This is a genomic window from Asticcacaulis solisilvae, assembly GCF_052327315.1.
Classification (GTDB): domain Bacteria; phylum Pseudomonadota; class Alphaproteobacteria; order Caulobacterales; family Caulobacteraceae; genus Asticcacaulis; species Asticcacaulis solisilvae_B.
This window is the reverse complement of record NZ_CP166196.1, coordinates 759,540-772,729: the sequence shown is the minus strand read 5'-3', so window position 1 is coordinate 772,729 and position 13,190 is coordinate 759,540. Positions and strand designations below refer to the sequence as shown.

The following is a 13,190-nucleotide window of genomic DNA, read 5'->3' as shown; positions in this document are numbered from 1 at the left end:
TACGGCCCCCCTCAGGCCGTCTCCGTGACAGACGTTTCCTCTTTACGCGCATACTCTTCCCCCTGCTGCGCCGCCCCTTTGAGGTCTGGCGCCAATGCCTCTTCGCTCAGCCGGTCGGCGGCGTCACGAAGCGACAGAATGGTCTGGCCGTCGCTGCCCAGGAAGCGCAGGGCGACCTCGCCCGTTTCGGCTTCCTTGCGGCCGACGACCGCGATCACCGGAACCTTCTTGAGCGAATGTTCGCGGATCTTGTAATTGATCTTTTCGTTGCGCAGGTCGGCCTCGACGCGCAGGCCGGCGGCGCGGAAGGTGCGCGCGACCGCTTCGGCATAGTCGTTGGCGTCCGAGGTGATCGGCGCGATGACGACCTGGACCGGCGCCAGCCACAGCGGGAACTTACCGCCGAAATTCTCGATCATGATGCCGATGAAGCGTTCGAACGAGCCCAGGATGGCGCGGTGGAGCATGACCGGGCGCTGGCGCGAACCGTCTTCGGCGACGTATTCGGCGTCGAGGCGTTCGGGCAGCACGTAGTCGAGCTGCAGCGTGCCGCAGGTCCATTCACGGCCGATCGCGTCCTTGACGATGAAGTCGAGCTTGGGGGCATAAAACGCCCCGTCGCCCTCGGCGATGACGGGCTCGACGCCGGCGGCGCGGGCCGCTTCCATCAGCATGCCCTCGGCCTTGTCCCAGAACTCGTCGCTGCCGGCGCGGTTTTCAGGCCGGGTCGCCAGGTTGATATAGGCCGTCTGCATGCCGAGGTCCGAATGGATCATACGGGTCAAACGTACGAACTTCTCGGTTTCCTCCACGATCTGGTCTTCGCGGCAGAAAATATGCGCATCGTCCTGGGTGAAGGCGCGCACGCGCATCAGGCCGTGCAGCGAGCCCGACGGCTCATAACGGTGGCAGGCGCCGAATTCGGCCATGCGGATCGGCAGTTCCTTGTACGAGCGCAGGCCGACCTTGAAGATCTGGACGTGGCCCGGACAGTTCATCGGCTTCAGCGACAGGACCTCGCCCTCGACCGTTTCGCAGACGAACATGTTGGGGCGGTACTTGTCCCAGTGGCCCGACTTCTGCCAGAACGACATGTCGAGCACCTGCGGCGTCTTGACCTCGACATAGCCCGCATCGCCAAGGCGGCGGCGCATATAGGCCTCGACCGTCTGCCACAGCACCCAGCCCTTGGGGTGCCAGAAGACCATGCCGCGGCCTTCTTCCTGCATGTGGAACAGGTCCATCTGGCGGCCCAGCTTGCGGTGGTCGCGCTTTTCGGCCTCTTCCAGGCGGGTGACATAGGCCTCGAGGTCGGCTTCCGTCGACCAGGCGGTGCCATAGATACGCTGCAGCTGGGCATTGTTGTGGTCGCCGCGCCAGTAGGCGCCGGCCAGCTTGGTCAGCTTGAACGCCTTGCCGGCGAACTTCGACGACGGCAGGTGCGGCCCGCGGCACAGGTCCTTCCATTTATCGCCGTGACGATAGACGGTGATGGTCTCGGTGCCCGGCAGGTCGCGGATGATCTCGGCCTTGTACTTTTCGCCGATCGATTCGAAATGGGCGATCGCTTCGTTGCGGTCCCAGACCTCGCGCACGATCTTTTCGTCGCGGTCGACGATCTCGCGCATCTTGGCCTCGATGCGCGGCAGGTCGTCCAGGCTGAACGGCTCTTCGCGCGCGAAGTCGTAATAGAAGCCGTCCTCGATCGACGGGCCGATGGTCACCTGCGTGCCGGGAAACAGCTCCTGCACGGCCTCGGCCAGGATGTGGGCGGTGTCGTGGCGGATGACCTCAAGCACCTCGGGCGCGTCGCGGGTCAGGATTTCGATCCGGCCACCGCGCTCCAGCGGACGGTCGAAATCGAGGAGTTCCCCGTCCAGCTTGATCAGGACTGCCTTTTTCGCCAGAGACTTCGACAGACCCTCGGCAATTGTCCGGCCGGTTGTTCCCGCCTCATAGCTGCGTACTGCGCCATCGGGGAAGGTCACGTCGATCATCGTCTACTCTCTCATTGGCGACATGTAGCCCTTACCGAAGGCTTCATCGCTCAGGCAGTGATAGCGCGGTCGTGCAACGGATTTGTGCACGCCGGGCCTTAAAATGCGGCTTTCGTCAGAACCGCTTCAGGCTTTTGTCCGGGTCCGCGGGGGCGGCACCGGATCGAAGCCGGATCCGCCCCCAGGACGGCACCGGCAGATGCGCCGGACGCCCATCCACGACCCCAACAACGGGCCGTGTTCGATAAGCGCCGACGCCATATATTCCGAACAGGTCGGCCGGAACCGGCAGGCCTGCCCGATATAGGGCGAAAGGGTCAGCTTGTAGGCTTTCAGCGCCGTCCGGACGCTGCTTTCGTAGAGCCCTGCCATAAGCCAATGACCTTTAACCAATCTTAACGTTCAGACCACAACCGTTCCGGAGCGTCAAGGTTCGGTTGTCTTTCGCATCCGCAATATAAAGGATCAATGTGAAGCGTGGCAAGGCAGGACCGTCACGTCACGCGTTTCAGGCGACCGCATTTCGGTTTTCAATTGTGTTGATCGCATCACAGGTCGCTTCGAGCGACAGCAAGGTCGAGGCGTGGCGTGGCGGATAGTCGCGCACCGCCGACAGAATGGAAAGATCCTGAAAACGCTCAGGAAACACCACATCCTCGCCCTTCAGCAGCCGGCGGAGCGAGTCGCGCGAATCGCGAATCTCGGCTGCCGTGGCACCGATGACCGCTTGCGACAGGATGGCGGCCGCTGCCTGGCCGAGCGCGCAGGCTTCGATCTCCATGGCAAAATCGCACACAGTGTCGCCCGAAAGGCTCAACTCGACATGGATGGTCGAGCCGCACAGCTTGGCCACGCGGTCGGCCGAGGCCTGCGGCCGGTCAAGCCGGCCGAGGTGCTGCAACTGCGTCGTGCGGCGCAGGATTTCGCGGGAATAGAGGGCGTCGATCATCGCGGACTACAAATGTGCATGGACGGCCGCCACGGCAAGCCGCTACTTCTTCTTGCCGCCGAAGAATTTGGGCGTCTTGACGCCCAGGCGCTTGGGGCCGAGTTGCGGCTTTTCCGGCGCCTTGATCTCACGCGGCGCGCGGCGCTTGTCGGGCGAGGTGTTGTAATTGCTTTCCGCCTTCTCTTTCGCCGCCTCGGCAAAGGCCTGGAAACCGCGCTTAAGATACTTGCCGTAGGAACGGCCTTCGCGTTCCGACAGGAAGCCATTGAACAGGGCGCCGACCGTGAAGGTCGAACCCGTTTCCGACAGGGCTTCGAACTCGAAATAGCGCATCAGCTTGCCGGCATAGAAGGGCTTCGGCACGAAGACATGGATGTGCGAATAGGGCGACCAGTCGGACAGGACGCCATCGATCTCCCACATCCCCAGGCCCTGATACTCTTCCTCGAGATGGAAGGGCGCCCCGAAATGCAGCGAGCCTTTGGCCACCTTGTGGATCGGGCTCCACTGCGTCCACGCCTCGATATCGGCGACCAGATCGTAGATATCGTCGACCGGCGCGGTCACCCCGATGCGGTATTCGACCTTATAGGACATTATACTCCCCCCTTGAGCTTCCACGTTGCCCCGGTGGGGCTGTCCATGACATCGACGCCGAGCGCGTCGATTTCCTTGCGGATCCGGTCGGCTTCGGGCCAGTTCTTCGCGGCGCGCGCGGCGATGCGTTCGGCGATCAGGCTTTCCACCCTTGCGCTCAGATCCTCGTCGGCGCCGGCCGTGAACCAGGCATCGGCATCCTGTTGCAGCAGACCCAGCACCCCGGCCGCTGCCAGCAGGTTAGACTTGGCCATCGAGCGGGCCGTGTCCGATTCGGCGACTTCGACCGCCTTGGCCAGGGCCGACAGTTCGGCCAGCGCCCTGGGCGTATTGAGATCGTCGCACAGGGCCTCCATGACGGCGGCGGGCACCACGACGTCATGAATAGCCACGTCCTTGACCTTGCGCAGCGTGCCGTAAAGCCCGTCGAGGCGCGATCGGGTCTGGGAAATCAAGTCACCGGTCCAGTCGAGCGGCCCGCGATAGTGCGCCGACAACAGCGCCAGGCGGATGACCTCGCCCGGCACCTCTTTAATAAGATCGTGGACCAGCTTCACATTGCCGAGCGACTTCGACATCTTGTCGCCCTCGAACGTCAAAAAGCCGTTGTGCATCCAGTAACGGGAATAGTCCGCGTCATCGTGCCTATGTTGGGCGCAGACGCCCTGGGCGATCTCGTTTTCATGGTGCGGGAAGATCAGGTCGTGGCCGCCGCCATGGATATCGATCGGCAGGCCGAGATTGGCCTCGATCATGGCCGAGCACTCGATATGCCACCCCGGGCGCCCCGGGCCCCACGGGCTTTCCCACACGGGTTCGCCGGGCTTGGACGGCTTCCACAGCACGAAGTCCTGCGGGTTCTTCTTGTAGGGCGCGACCTCGACGCGGGCGCCGGCGATCATGTCGTCGAGCGAGCGGTTGGACAGCCGGCCGTAGTCCTTGAAGCTTTCGACGTCGAACAGCACGTGGCCTTCGGCGGCATAGGCATGGCCGCCGCCGACCAGATCGCCAATCTGCCTGACGATGGCGTCCATATTATGCGTGACGCGCGGCTCAAGGGTCGGACGCAGCGCGCCCAGAGTCGCCATGTCCTGGTTATAGATGTCGGCGAATTTATTGGTGATGACGTCGATATCGACGCCCTGCTCGATCGCCGCCTTGTTGATCTTGTCGTCGACGTCGGTGATGTTGCGGGCATAGACAACGCTTGCTTCGCCATACAGCCGGCGCAGCAGCCGGAACAGCACGTCGAAGACGACGACCGGGCGCGCATTGCCGATATGGGCGTAGGAATAGACCGTCGGTCCACACACATACAAGGTAACCCGTGACGGGTTCCGGGGGACGAATTCGATCTTTTCGCGCTTCAGCGTGTCGTGAATATGCAGTTTCATCGGCAATTTTGGTTGTAAAGAAGGGGTCTGGTCCCATATAGACACCGTCCGGCCGTTGCACCACGATAATGTTTATGCCCTTACGGTCAATTCTGTTGATCCGGGGCGAAACAGCGGCCGTAAAATGTAAGTGTGTCGGAAGCAGTTCCTATCCTGACAGGACCCGTTCTTATCCTGACAGGAATTGCCCGCCGGCCGTGTCAGTTTCTAAAGTCGCAACCCTTTTGTGATTTCATCGGGGAAGCGACCCGCGCACCGGGCGGAAAGGCCTTTGTGCGCATAGACATTGAGGGATGCCACGCGTCATTTCCGGGACCTTCGTTCCGGCGCCACTCGGCCCTCAAGGGGAATATTAGTTGAATATGGACAGTCTCGATCCCATCGGCCAGGACGGCGCCCCGAACCTGCTGAACAGCTCGAAGCCCAAGAGCATCACCACCTTCACCAACCGTCCTTCCCGCGAAGAGGCAATGGCGGCCGTGCGCACCCTGCTGGCCTGGGCCGGCGACAATCCCGACCGCGAAGGCCTGCGCGATACGCCCAAGCGCGTCGTCGAAGCCTATGACGAATGGTTCCAGGGCTACGAGGCCGACCCGAAGAAGGAGCTTTCGCGCACCTTCGAAGACGTCCAGGGCTATGACGACATGGTGCTGCTGCGCGACATCGACGTCGAAAGCCATTGCGAACACCACATGGCACCCTTCCTCGGCAAGGCCTATGTCGCCTATATGCCGACGGCCAAGGTCGTCGGCATCTCGAAGATCGCCCGCGTCGTGGAAATCTTCGCCAAGCGCCTGCAGACGCAGGAGACCATGACCAAGCAGATCGCCGACGCGCTCGAAGAATCGCTGGCGCCGCTGGGCGTGGCCGTGCTGATCGACGCCGAGCACCAGTGCATGACGACGCGCGGCGTCCACCACAAGAATGTCTCGACCCTGACGACGCGCTTCACCGGCGTGTTCAAGACCGATCTCAGCCTCCAGGACCGATTCCTGCGCCTAGCGCGCGGCTGATTTCGGCGCTGCAAAAGTATGACAAAAGCTTCCATCGCGACCCGATGGAAGCTTTTTTCGCTTCGGGATATCTTAATCTCTGTGCCTTATGGCTGAGATACGATCCGAACCGCGTTTTTGATGGGCTTTAGCCTTTACTTTTAACGAAGACTTGTCCTAAATCGCGGGGACGGCTTCACGGCAGCGTGAGATATGCGCTGGTGGAGCCATGGCAAAATTTTAGCGTGTCGCGGGCTCCCGGCCCGAAAGCACGCCGATAAGGGAGTTGAACATATGGGCGCAAAGCTCGGTGGCGGCGGTGGCAGCAAGTACAACGTCGAACAAAACTCGGATATCAACGTCACGCCGTTCGTCGACGTCATGCTCGTGCTGCTCATCATCTTCATGGTGACCATTCCGAAGGCGACCGTGGCGATCAAGCTCGACCTGCCGCCGGCGAAGTCGCCGCCGACCCAGGAAAAGCACAAGGACCCGGTCTTCGTGTCGGTCATGGGCCCGGAAGACATCTATGTCGGCCCGAAGAAGGTCACGCTGGAACAGCTGCCGGGCGAAGTCGCCGCGGCGCTGGATTCGCCGGATCCCCGCAATGAGCGCGTTCTGGTCCGTGGCTACAAGGACATCGAATACGGTGACTTCGTGAAGGTGCTGAACACGCTTCAGCAAAACGGCTACCTCAAGGTCGGCCTAATCAACGAAGACATCGAGTAGTCGCTGACTGCCCTTTGAATTTGAAACCCCGGCGGGCGACCGCCGGGGTTTTTCGTTTCAGGCCTGTGACATGCGCCGCGCCATTTCCGGCCTGTTGTCGATATCGCGAAGCCCTTTGGCGGCGCCCTGACGGTCGGCGTCCGGCCTCTTCTGGTCCAGCTTCCATGCCCCCGTAAGGCCGTGCACGCGGATATGCACGCCGACAATGCCGCGTAACAGCGCCTCGACATAGGACTCCGGCGCATCGGCGGTCGACCATGGCGTCTCCCTGCCCGCTTCATGCCGGGCCGTAAGCGTCTCGACCAGTCTCAGCAGTTCATCGGGGGCATCGATACATTCGGCCCGTCCGCGCGCCTCGACGGCAATATAGTTCCAGGTCGGAACGGCCCTGCCCGTTTCCTGTTTTGAAGGATACCAGCCCGGCGAAATATAGGCATCGTCGACCAGAAAGGTCGCTACGACCTCGGCGCCTTCACCGATGTCCCGCAGTTGTGGATTCGCACGCGCCAGGTGGCACAGGAGTTCGAGCGAATCGCCGCCACTACCGACGACAAACGGCGCATGCGATATCTGAATACCGTCCGCCCCTGTCGAGATCAGCGTCCCGAAAGCCCTCGCCGCGATCGCGGGGACAAGGACATCCCGCCGGTTTTCCTGATAGGGCGCAGGCACATACATTCAACGGCTCCAGGGCGACGCATAGCTTTGACGGACATAGACCGAAGACGCCGCCAACAGGGCGGCGATCACGGCGCGCAGAGATGTAACGGGATGGATGGCCATGGCAATATCCTTTCTTGCAGAAGCGCCTTAGGCGCCGACGAGAAGTTTGAACGCGATCGATCCCATGACGGCCGCGACAAGGCCTTCCAGAACCCGCCAGGCAGCCGGTTTGGCGAACAACGGCCGCAGCCACGCCGCGCCGTAGCCCAGCGCGAAAAAGAACAGGAATGAGCCCGTTGTCGCCCCGGCTGCGAACGAAACCTGGCGCCCGGGAAATTGCGCGGCGATCGAGCCCAGCAGCACGACCGTATCGAGATAGACGTGCGGATTGAGCCAGGTGATGGCCAGGCAGGCCGCAAGGGTTTTCAAAAGCGGCGTTCTCTCGCTGGCGGCCGCCGCCGACAACGCGCCCTTCGAACGCAGTGCCGACCACAGGCTCTTCGCCCCGTACCAGATCAGAAACGCCGCGCCGCCATAGCGCAAAACAGGCCCGAGCCACGGCGCCCACGCCATGACCGCTCCCAGGCCCGAAACACCGAGCGCGATCAGCACCGCATCCGACAGCGCGCAGGCTAGGCAGACAGCGAAGACGTGCTCGGCCTTCAGCCCCTGGCGCAGGACAAAGGCGTTCTGCGCGCCGATGGCGACGATCAGGCTCAGGCCCATCGACAGGCCGGCGAAAAACACGGGAACATCCATGACGGCTACCTCCACAAGATCGGGGCTTGTGTAGTCGCCGGGACGGGATTAGCCTAATTAAAGAACCTTATTCAAATTTAGCAAAATTAATCCATGATCGATTATCAGGCGGCCCGCGCCGTGGCCATGGTGGTGCAGACCGGCAGCTTCGACAAGGCGGCCAAAGCCCTGCACGTCACGCCGTCGGCCATATCGCAGCGGATAAAGCAGCTGGAGGACCGGCTGGGCGCCGTGCTGATCGTGCGCGGCACGCCGTGCACCGCCACGGAAAAGGGCGCCTGGCTGTGCCGGCACATGGACCATGTCGGTATGCTGGAAAAAGACCTGATGGCGCAGCTTCCCGGCCTTCAGGAGGCCGATGCGCCGGCCGAACGCGTGACGCTGAATATCGCCTCCAATGCCGACAGCCTGGCGACCTGGTTCCTCAAGGCAGTGTCCGCTTTCGGACACCAGACCGGCTATCTTTTCAACATCGCGGTCGACGACCAGGACCATACGACGGAGTGGCTGGAGAAGGGCCGGGTGCTGGCCGCCGTCACTTCGGTCGCCAAACCGGTACCGGGATGCCATGTGACGCCCCTGGGCGCGATCTGTTATATCACCGCCGCCAGCCCAACCTTTGTCGAGCGCCACTTCGCCCAGGGGTTCAGCGCCGAAACCCTGGCGTGTGCCCCGGCCCTGACTTTCGACCAGAAGGACCGGCTGCAACATCGTTGGGCGCATATGGCCGTGGGACAGGATATCGCCTATCCGACCCACTGGTTGCCTTCTGTACATAGCTTTGTCGAGGCCGCGCTCGACGGCATGGGCTGGGGCCTGCATCCGGAACCGCTGGTGGCCGGCCATGTCGCCACGGGCCGGCTGGCCGAACTGGTGCCCGGGCTGCGCATCGATGTGCCGCTGTTCTGGCAGATCAATCGGCTGGCGGCGGACCGGCTATCGGGGCTGACCCGCACGGTCGTGGCGACAGCCAAAACGGTCCTGCACGCACCGGGATCGATCAACGCCTCGTGATTCGGCGAACTGTCAGGGCGGTGAGATCATACTCCCCGGCCCGCACCGTCCGGTGCGGGCAAATCGAGGAGGGAAACTCATGGGTATCAAACTTGGCGGGGGCGGAGGGAGCCCCTACACTGTCGAACAGAATTCCGACATCAATGTCACGCCGTTCGTCGACATCATGCTGGTTCTGCTGATCATCTTCATGGTCACCATTCCGGCCGCGACGACGTCGATCAAGCTCGACATGCCGCGTGCGGAAGGCGGCGAGGTTACCAAACCGCCGGTCTTCGTCTCGGTCATGGGACCGGACGATCTCTATATCGGAAGCCACAAAACCTCGCTGGCCAGTCTCGACGCCGATCTGCGCGGCGCAATGCATTCGGCCACGCCCCTGTCGGAACGCGTCCTGATCCGCGCCGACAAGGACGTCGACTACGGCGCTTTTGTCACCGTGCTGAACCGGCTCAAGGCCGACGGCTACACCCGGATCGCGCTGATCAACGAAGATCTGAAGTAGGCTGAAGGCGCGGTGTTTGCGGAAAACGACTTATTCCGCTAACACCGCGCCCATGACCGAACCGGATGACGATATCGCCGACGACCTTGAAGACGGCGGCGAAGCCCTGACCATAGAGATTTCCGTGGACGAAGCCGGCGATCGCCTCGACCGCGCCCTGGTGCCGCACCTGCCCGACCTGTCGCGCGCCCGTCTGCAAGCCCTGATCGCCGAGGGCCGCCTGAGTTTCGGCGGCGAGACCGTCAGCGACGGCAAGCACAAGGCCAGGGCCGGCACCTACAGCCTGACCGTGCCCGCCCCCGTCGAAGCGACGCCCGTTCCGCAGGACCTGGCTTTGGACGTGCTTTACGAAGACGCCCATCTGATCGTGGTCAACAAGCCCGCCGGCATGGCGGCCCATCCGGGTCCCGGCACGCCCGACGGCACGCTTGTCAATGCGCTCCTCTTCCATTGCGGCGATACCCTGTCCGGCATCGGCGGCGTGCTCAGGCCCGGCATCGTCCACCGTCTCGACAAGGATACGTCGGGCGTGCTGGTCGCCGCCAAGACCGATGCGGCGCATCGCGGCCTGACCGAGCTGTTCTCGCGCCACGATATCGACCGAAAGTACCGGGCGGTCGTTCGCGGCGCGCCCCGTTACGTCAAGGGCACGGTCAATACGCGCATCGGCCGCTCGCATCACGACCGCAAGAAGATGGCGGTGTTGCGCGGCGGCGGGCGTGAGGCAATTACCCATTACCGGCTGGAAGAGGTCTACGGCGACACAAAGCCCCTGGCGGCGCTGCTCAATTGCCAGCTGGAGACGGGGCGCACGCACCAGATCCGCGTCCATATGGCGCACCTGGGCTGCCCGTGCCTGGGCGACCCGGTCTATGGCTCGGGCGCCCCGCACCGCGACGTCCAGGCAATCCTCGACGAATTGGGCTTTGAGCGTCAGGCGCTGCACGCCGCCGTCCTCGGCTTCGTCCATCCGGTGACCGGCGAAAAGCTGCGCTTCAAGGCGCCCCTGCCCGCCGACATGGCGGCTCTGGTGGACGCGCTCAAGCACATGTACGGCGCGCCGGAAGACGATATGGAAGATGAGGATTACGAAGACTTCGAAGACGACGCGTTCGACGACGAAGACGAGGAGTAGCCGGCAGGCTGCACCCGATATATTCGGGTGCAGCCTGCCTTTTGCCCCTACGACAGGACGACGATGACGACGCGCCGGTTGGCCGAACGGCCGGTGGCGGTGGTGTTGGGCTGGACGGGCTGTTCGGCGCCGTAGGAAATCGACGCCATGCGGTTCAGCGCCACGCCCTGGGTATTGAGGAACCGGCGCACGCTGTCGGCGCGTTCCGAGCCCAGCTTGTAATTGACGGCGTCGGTGCCGACGCTGTCGGTAAAGCCCTGGATTTCCAGATAGACGTTTTTGTTGTCGCTCTTCAGCCGGTCGACCAGCTGCGACAGGGTCGCCTTGCCGCTATCGGACAGCTCGGCCTTGCCGAAGGCGAACTTGATGGAATCGTCGCTCAGCACGACGGAATAGTTGAACTTGCCTTCGGCCAGCTTGCCGGCCGACGTGGCGCGGTCGAGCGCCTCCTGGCTGGTCTTGTCGAGCTGCGTCAGATGCGCGTCCTGCTGGTCCATGCGGCCGTTCGCCAGGGCAAATTTGTCATCGACATATTTGTGGCTGGCACAGGCCGAAAGGGTGAGCATAAGGGGAAGCGCCATAATGAGCGCGCGGGACGAGAAATGGTTCATCGAAATCCTCTACGTTTCGAATTCGCCCGTGTCCTAGCCTTGCCAGGTCAGTAGACCGGCCAAAATGGACGAAAAAAGGGCGCTGCCCGCCGGCAGCGCCCGTCTTCGGACCGGATCTCGCCTTACTGCCGCTGATCGTGCGGGTCGTCGTGATGATCGTGGCCATGGTGTGCATTACCCTTGGCTTGCGGATTCTGCGGCGGTGCATGAGGAGCCTTTTGCGGAGCGGCAGCCTGCGGATGCGCGGCGGCCTGCTGCTGATGCTGGCGGGCCTGGGCTTGCGCCAGAGCCTGTTGATGCTGCTGCGCCTGGCGCGCCTCGGCCTGTTGCCGGGCCTGTTGTTCCTGCGCCTGCCGCTGAGCCAGTTCCGCCTGTTGTTTCGCCTGCCGTTCCTCGGCTTGGCGCCCGGCCTGCTGCTGTGCCTGCCTGGCGCGTTGTTCAGCCTGGGCCTTTTGCTGTTTTTCCTGCTCGGCCAGTTGCTGACGCTGCTGTGCCTGTTGATCGGCTCGCTTCTGGTCCTGCCGGGCCTGGGCCGCGATCTGGTCGCGCTGCCGCTGTTCGGCCTGGGCTTGCTGCTGCTTTTGCTGCTCAGCCTGCTGTTGACGTTGCTGCGCCTGAAGATCGGCGCGCTGCTGGTCCTGCCGGGCCTGAGCCGCGATCTGGTCGCGCTGCTGCTGTTCGGCCTGGGCTTGCTGCTGCTTTTGCTGCTCAGCCTGCTGTTGCCGCTGCTGCGCCTGAAGGTCGGCACGTTGCTGATCCAGCCGCACCTGGGCCGCGATCTGGTCGCGCTGGTGCTGCTGGGCCAGGGCCTGCTGCTGCGCCGGATCGGCCCCGCGCCGCGCTCCGATCGCCGCCGGCAGCGGTCCCTGATAGTCGCGGCGCTGCCAGTCGGTAAAGGCCATGGCCTCCCGCGCGCGGCGATCCTGCTCCCCCTGCCAGTAGGCCGCCTGTTCGGCGGCATGCGCGTCATGATAGGCGCGCCATTCGGCCTCGCGGCTCTGCTGCGCCGCCCAGTCCGCCCGCGCGGCATCGATCTGCGAGCGGCGCGCGGCCCAGTTGGCGGCGCGGACTTCCCGGCGCTGGGTGTTCAGGGACGCGGCATAGACGCCGCGGGCGCGGCTCAGTTCGCGCGCGGCACGGTCGGCATAGCGGTCGTCATAGGGCAAGGGCCGGCCCTCGCGGTCATAGACCACGACCAGTTCGCCCGTGTCGTCATAGCCGTAGCTGTTGTCGTAGTCGCGGACCAGATAGGGCTGGTCGGCCCCCGGCCGGTAGTAGTAATAGCGGTCGCCGCCGTCGATCGGCTCGACCAGGCGCACCGAATTGTCACGGCCGCGCCACGCCCAGACGTGCGTCGGACCGTAGTCGTAGCCATAGTCCGGCGGCGCATCGCCGAAGGCGTTGCTCATGGCATAGGCGCGTTCGACATAGGCATAGTTGTCTTCCGGCCGCGTCACATGGACGACGCGCACGGGTTTCGGCGCGGGCGGAAGCGCGGCGGCGGCGGGCGCCGGCGTGACCGGCGTTTCCGCACCCGTGGTCAGCGGCATGGCCAGGGCGACCGGGCTGGTGCCGTTCGAGGCTGTTGTATTGGCCGCGGGATTGCAGCCGGCAAGCGCCAGCAGGGCGATCCAGGACACGGCGGAAAACGCTTGGGACGGGCGCATTTGGCCACTCCATGCTTGAGCGATAACCAGGCCGTCAAACCCTATTCAGACCGTCGGTTGCGTTGCGATACCGGGCGGATGGGCCGGCTGTTAAAACCCCATATGTCCGCAAAGATGTGTGGCCCTTCCGCCACAGGTATGTGGCATCGCTATAACCCGCCTTGCGTATCGTTGCGAA

At 63.5% G+C, this 13,190-nt stretch carries 14 protein-coding genes; 5 read left to right on the top strand and 9 right to left on the bottom strand.

Annotation, left to right across the window (positions count from 1 at the left end; genetic code table 11):
• Positions 1–11: 11 nt before the first annotated feature.
• The 5 genes from thrS to cysS form a co-directional block, all read right to left on the bottom strand.
• Positions 12–1,997 (bottom strand): threonine--tRNA ligase, encoded by a 1,986-nt coding sequence (thrS, locus tag AB8717_RS03525; protein ID WP_443749651.1) that lies wholly within the window; start codon positions 1,995–1,997, stop codon positions 12–14.
• 126 nt (positions 1,998–2,123) lie between these two features.
• Complete coding sequence (yidD, locus tag AB8717_RS03520) at positions 2,124–2,369, bottom strand: membrane protein insertion efficiency factor YidD (RefSeq protein WP_443749650.1); 246 nt, start codon at positions 2,367–2,369, stop codon at positions 2,124–2,126.
• A gap of 136 nt (positions 2,370–2,505) precedes the next feature.
• Positions 2,506–2,946 (bottom strand): iron-sulfur cluster assembly scaffold protein, encoded by a 441-nt coding sequence (locus AB8717_RS03515; RefSeq protein ID WP_443749649.1) that lies wholly within the window; start codon positions 2,944–2,946, stop codon positions 2,506–2,508.
• A 42-nt stretch (positions 2,947–2,988) separates the two neighbouring features.
• On the bottom strand, positions 2,989–3,543 hold the full coding sequence (locus tag AB8717_RS03510; protein WP_443749648.1) for an SRPBCC family protein: 555 nt from the start codon (positions 3,541–3,543) through the stop codon (positions 2,989–2,991).
• A complete protein-coding gene (gene cysS / locus AB8717_RS03505; protein ID WP_443749647.1) occupies positions 3,543–4,937 on the bottom strand; it encodes a cysteine--tRNA ligase in 1,395 nt (464 codons plus the stop codon). The genes AB8717_RS03510 and cysS overlap by 1 nt, the downstream gene beginning before the upstream one ends.
• Before the next feature lie 362 nt (positions 4,938–5,299).
• Between cysS and folE the strand changes: the two genes are divergently transcribed.
• Entirely contained in the window at positions 5,300–5,950 is a 651-nt protein-coding gene (gene folE / locus AB8717_RS03500; RefSeq protein ID WP_443750846.1) for a GTP cyclohydrolase I FolE, read from the top strand.
• A gap of 273 nt (positions 5,951–6,223) precedes the next feature.
• The gene (locus tag AB8717_RS03495; protein WP_443749646.1) at positions 6,224–6,658 is read left to right on the top strand and encodes a biopolymer transporter ExbD; all 435 of its coding nucleotides are present in this window, start codon (positions 6,224–6,226) and stop codon (positions 6,656–6,658) included.
• Positions 6,659–6,715: 57 nt separating this feature from the next.
• Here the strand turns inward: AB8717_RS03495 and AB8717_RS03490 are convergent, their stop codons facing one another.
• Positions 6,716–7,336, bottom strand: coding sequence for an FMN-binding negative transcriptional regulator (locus tag AB8717_RS03490; protein WP_443749645.1), 621 nt, complete (start codon positions 7,334–7,336; stop codon positions 6,716–6,718).
• 132 nt (positions 7,337–7,468) lie between these two features.
• The gene (locus AB8717_RS03485; RefSeq protein ID WP_443749644.1) at positions 7,469–8,080 is read right to left on the bottom strand and encodes a LysE/ArgO family amino acid transporter; all 612 of its coding nucleotides are present in this window, start codon (positions 8,078–8,080) and stop codon (positions 7,469–7,471) included.
• A 93-nt stretch (positions 8,081–8,173) separates the two neighbouring features.
• Between AB8717_RS03485 and AB8717_RS03480 the strand changes: the two genes are divergently transcribed.
• The 3 genes from AB8717_RS03480 to AB8717_RS03470 all read left to right on the top strand — a co-directional run bounded on the left by AB8717_RS03480 (position 8,174) and on the right by AB8717_RS03470 (position 10,734).
• Positions 8,174–9,094, top strand: coding sequence for a LysR family transcriptional regulator ArgP (locus AB8717_RS03480; protein ID WP_443749643.1), 921 nt, complete (start codon positions 8,174–8,176; stop codon positions 9,092–9,094).
• A 79-nt stretch (positions 9,095–9,173) separates the two neighbouring features.
• Positions 9,174–9,599: a biopolymer transporter ExbD gene (locus tag AB8717_RS03475; RefSeq protein ID WP_443749642.1), complete on the top strand. Its 426-nt coding sequence runs from the start codon at positions 9,174–9,176 to the stop codon at positions 9,597–9,599.
• A gap of 52 nt (positions 9,600–9,651) precedes the next feature.
• Complete coding sequence (locus AB8717_RS03470; protein WP_443749641.1) at positions 9,652–10,734, top strand: RluA family pseudouridine synthase; 1,083 nt, start codon at positions 9,652–9,654, stop codon at positions 10,732–10,734.
• A gap of 47 nt (positions 10,735–10,781) precedes the next feature.
• On the opposite strand, the gene AB8717_RS03465 is transcribed toward AB8717_RS03470, so the two are convergent.
• Positions 10,782–11,300, bottom strand: coding sequence for an OmpA family protein (locus tag AB8717_RS03465; RefSeq protein WP_443749640.1), 519 nt, complete (start codon positions 11,298–11,300; stop codon positions 10,782–10,784).
• 167 nt (positions 11,301–11,467) lie between these two features.
• Positions 11,468–13,012 (bottom strand): hypothetical protein, encoded by a 1,545-nt coding sequence (locus AB8717_RS03460; RefSeq protein ID WP_443749639.1) that lies wholly within the window; start codon positions 13,010–13,012, stop codon positions 11,468–11,470.
• Between the last annotated feature and the right edge of the window lie 178 nt (positions 13,013–13,190).

Coding starts and splice junctions, on each gene's coding strand:
- AB8717_RS03460 (WP_443749639.1), bottom strand. CDS start 13,012: ATGCGCCCGTCCCAAGCGTTTTCCGCCGTGTCCTGGATCGCCCTGCTG.
- AB8717_RS03495 (WP_443749646.1), top strand. CDS start 6,224: ATGGGCGCAAAGCTCGGTGGCGGCGGTGGCAGCAAGTACAACGTCGAA.
- AB8717_RS03515 (WP_443749649.1), bottom strand. CDS start 2,946: ATGATCGACGCCCTCTATTCCCGCGAAATCCTGCGCCGCACGACGCAG.
- yidD (WP_443749650.1), bottom strand. CDS start 2,369: ATGGCAGGGCTCTACGAAAGCAGCGTCCGGACGGCGCTGAAAGCCTAC.
- AB8717_RS03485 (WP_443749644.1), bottom strand. CDS start 8,080: ATGGATGTTCCCGTGTTTTTCGCCGGCCTGTCGATGGGCCTGAGCCTG.
- cysS (WP_443749647.1), bottom strand. CDS start 4,937: ATGAAACTGCATATTCACGACACGCTGAAGCGCGAAAAGATCGAATTC.
- thrS (WP_443749651.1), bottom strand. CDS start 1,997: ATGATCGACGTGACCTTCCCCGATGGCGCAGTACGCAGCTATGAGGCG.
- AB8717_RS03490 (WP_443749645.1), bottom strand. CDS start 7,336: ATGTATGTGCCTGCGCCCTATCAGGAAAACCGGCGGGATGTCCTTGTC.
- folE (WP_443750846.1), top strand. CDS start 5,300: ATGGACAGTCTCGATCCCATCGGCCAGGACGGCGCCCCGAACCTGCTG.
- AB8717_RS03465 (WP_443749640.1), bottom strand. CDS start 11,300: ATGCTCACCCTTTCGGCCTGTGCCAGCCACAAATATGTCGATGACAAA.
- AB8717_RS03510 (WP_443749648.1), bottom strand. CDS start 3,543: ATGTCCTATAAGGTCGAATACCGCATCGGGGTGACCGCGCCGGTCGAC.
- AB8717_RS03470 (WP_443749641.1), top strand. CDS start 9,652: ATGACCGAACCGGATGACGATATCGCCGACGACCTTGAAGACGGCGGC.
- AB8717_RS03480 (WP_443749643.1), top strand. CDS start 8,174: ATGATCGATTATCAGGCGGCCCGCGCCGTGGCCATGGTGGTGCAGACC.
- AB8717_RS03475 (WP_443749642.1), top strand. CDS start 9,174: ATGGGTATCAAACTTGGCGGGGGCGGAGGGAGCCCCTACACTGTCGAA.